Genomic DNA, 2,754 nt, shown 5'->3' with positions numbered 1-2,754 from the left:
CCTTCTCCCCTTGCGGGAGAAGGTGGCGGCCGAAGGCCGTCGGATGAGGGGTCTCTCAAACTTGAGACGCTTCACCCGGTCTATCCTCTGCCCGCAGCTTTGAGGTCTGAGAGACCCCTCACCCGACCCCACTCCGTGGGGCCACCCTCTCCCGCAAGGGGAGAGGGGTCACCGCGCCCTGACCTCAACCAGCACCGCTGCATACGCCGCCTCGAACCGCGTCCGATCGGCCTCCGGCTTGCCCGGATAGACCTCCCGCAACGCCGCGATCCGGCCCGCGACGTCCAGCAGCCACGCCTCGTCCTTCACCCGCGCCACCCGCGCCTCGACGTCGGCCTCGCCGGCATAGGTCAGCAGCGCCCGCACCTGGTCACGCGCCTGCTCGCGCGGATTGGGCGTCGCATCGCCCCGCGCCCGCCACGCCGTCCACCGCACCGCCCGCACGATCTGCTCGGCGAAGCGCGGGTCGGCCCAGGTGGTCTCGTTGTGGCCGAGGTTGGTGAAGAACAGTCGGCCAGCCCCCACGCTCCGCACCCAGCTCACCGGCACGGCGTAGGGCCGCTTCAGCGGCATGCCCGAAAAGTCCAGGCTCTGGATCACTCGCACGGCGGCCGGGTCGAAGCGCTTGTACTGGTAGATTTCCTCGACCAGATCGACGCTCCGGCCCCAGGGCGCGGCCAGCGGATGGTTGTCGAGCGCCTTGACGCGGACCTTCTGCTCTTCCGTCCACGGATGGCCGCCGAACTGGCCGTTCAGCATGGTGGTGTAGTCCAGGCCCGGACCTGCATAGTCCCAGCCGGTGTCGGCGGCGCTGTGCAGGCCCACGAACCCCAGCTTGCCGGCCGCCAGCCGCGTCTGGACGGCCGTCCAGGCCTCCGCGGAAATGGGCAGGGCGCCGGTGGTGTAGAGCACCAGCACGTCCACGGTCTCCAGCCGCTGCGGCGTGATCTCGCGCGCATCTTGGGTGACCTCTGTCGTGAAGGCGCCGCTCTTCTTGCCGATGGCGATCATCGCCGTCTCGGAAGGCGCAAGGCCGCCGCCTTCGGGGCGCGTCACCGGCCGGTGCCGCCAGCCGACCGACTGGTCGAGATAGAGCAAGCGGATCGGCTTCTCGGCCGCCGTGGCGACGCTGGCGCCCGCCAGGCTCAGGGCCGCCGCGACCAGGACCAGCAGGATGCGCACGGCCGTCAGGCCTTGCCGCGCGGCTGCAACAGGTCCCAGCGATTGCCGTAAAGGTCCTCGAACACCGCCACACTGCCATAGGCCTCGTGCCGGGGCTCTTCGAGGAACGTCACCCCGGCCGCGCTCAGCCGGGCGTGGTCGCCGTCGAAGTCGTCGGTGTGCAGGAACAGCCAGACCCGGCCGCCGCCCTGGGCGCCGATCATCGCCGCCTGGCGCTCGTCGGCCGCCTTGGCCAGCAGGAACCTCGACCCGCCCGGACCGGGGGAGACGACGACCCAGCGCTTGCCCGCGCCCAGCTCGCTGTCCTCCACCAGGTCGAAGCCCATCTTGCCGACATAGAAGCCCAGGGCCTCGTCATAGTCGCGCACGAGCAGGGACAGGAGGGCGAGGTGCTGGGCCATGGCGACTCACGCGGGGGAAGGAAGGGGGAGCACGGACTTTGGGGCCAATTCCCCATCCGTAAAATCCCCGCGAAAGCGGGGAGCCAGGCTTTTTCTGAAACCCAAGGCGCTCGACGATAAGACACCTGGGTTCCCGCTTTCGCGGGGTTTTACGGCGGAAGGGCCTCAGCCCCCGAACAGCTTCAGCAGATAGCTCGGCGCGGCGTTGGCGATCGACAGCGACTTGATCGCCAGCTGCTGCTTGACCTGCAAGGCCTGGAGACGCGTCGCCTCCTGGGCCATGTCGGCGTCGACCAGCCGTCCGACCGAGGCCTCCAGCGTGTCCTGCAGCTTGTCGATGAAGGTCAGGTGGGTGTCGAGCGCATTGGCCTGGGTGCCCAGGGTGGACAGGGCGGCGGTGACCTTCTGCATCACGCCGTCCATGGCCTTGATCTCGACGTTCGTCGGCCGGGTCAGCAGGTCGGCGGGCATGCCCGACATCGTGGCGCCCGAGGTCGACAGGTCCACGTGGTCGACGTCGATGGTCGAGTCGGCCTTGGCGTTGGCCAGGGCCTTGATCGAGCCGCTGGAGCCCGACGAGATCAGGTTCACCCCGTTGAAGCTGGCGTTCTCGACCGCGCGGTCGATCTGTTTGCGCAGCGAAACGTAGTCGTCGCTCAGCGCTTTGCGGCTGGCGGTGGTCAGGCTGGAGTCGGAAGCCGCCAGCAGCTTCTGCTTCATCTGGTCGAGCAGGTCGGTGACCGTGTCGCCGGCCGCCAGGGCCACGTCCGTCGTCGACTGGCCGCGTTGCAGCGAGGCGCGCACGGCGTCCAGCGACTTGGCCTCGGCCGACTGCATCTTGGCGGTCGCCCAGACGGCGGGATTGTCCTTGGGGCTCGAGATCTTCAGGCCGGTCGCGATGCGGCGCAGCGTGGTCGCCAGTTCGCCATTGATGGCGTTCAGCGACTGCAGGGCGATCATCGCCCCCACATTGGTGTTGATGCTGTTCAGCGGCATCGACCCGTTTCCCGGCGCGGCCATTCTGGCCAAGGACGCGTTTTGCATCCAAGGCCCAGTTCTGCACGCGTTGCGTTAGCGGATCGTTAGGATGCGCGGAAAAGTTATCGGACCATGATCCCTCTCCCCTTGCGGGAGAGGGTGGCCCTGCGGAGCAGGGTCGGGTGAGGGGTCT

At 68.5% G+C, this 2,754-nt stretch carries 3 protein-coding genes; all 3 read right to left on the bottom strand.

All coding sequences use genetic code 11. From position 1 onward, the window contains the following. Positions 1-168: 168 nt before the first annotated feature. Positions 169-1,182, bottom strand: coding sequence for a ThuA domain-containing protein (locus DMC18_RS24130; RefSeq protein WP_110118067.1), 1,014 nt, complete (start codon positions 1,180-1,182; stop codon positions 169-171). A 5-nt stretch (positions 1,183-1,187) separates the two neighbouring features. Then, a complete protein-coding gene (locus tag DMC18_RS24125) occupies positions 1,188-1,583 on the bottom strand; it encodes a VOC family protein (RefSeq protein WP_110118066.1) in 396 nt (131 codons plus the stop codon). Between the two features lie 165 nt (positions 1,584-1,748). After that, positions 1,749-2,579, bottom strand: a complete 831-nt coding sequence (locus DMC18_RS24120) for a flagellin (RefSeq protein WP_110133381.1) — start codon at positions 2,577-2,579, stop codon at positions 1,749-1,751. Positions 2,580-2,754: the final 175 nt, after the last annotated feature.

Source organism: Caulobacter sp. D5 (assembly GCF_003185805.1).
Lineage (GTDB): Bacteria > Pseudomonadota > Alphaproteobacteria > Caulobacterales > Caulobacteraceae > Caulobacter.
Note: the sequence above shows the minus strand (reverse complement) of the source record. Positions and strands in the feature narration are given on the sequence as shown.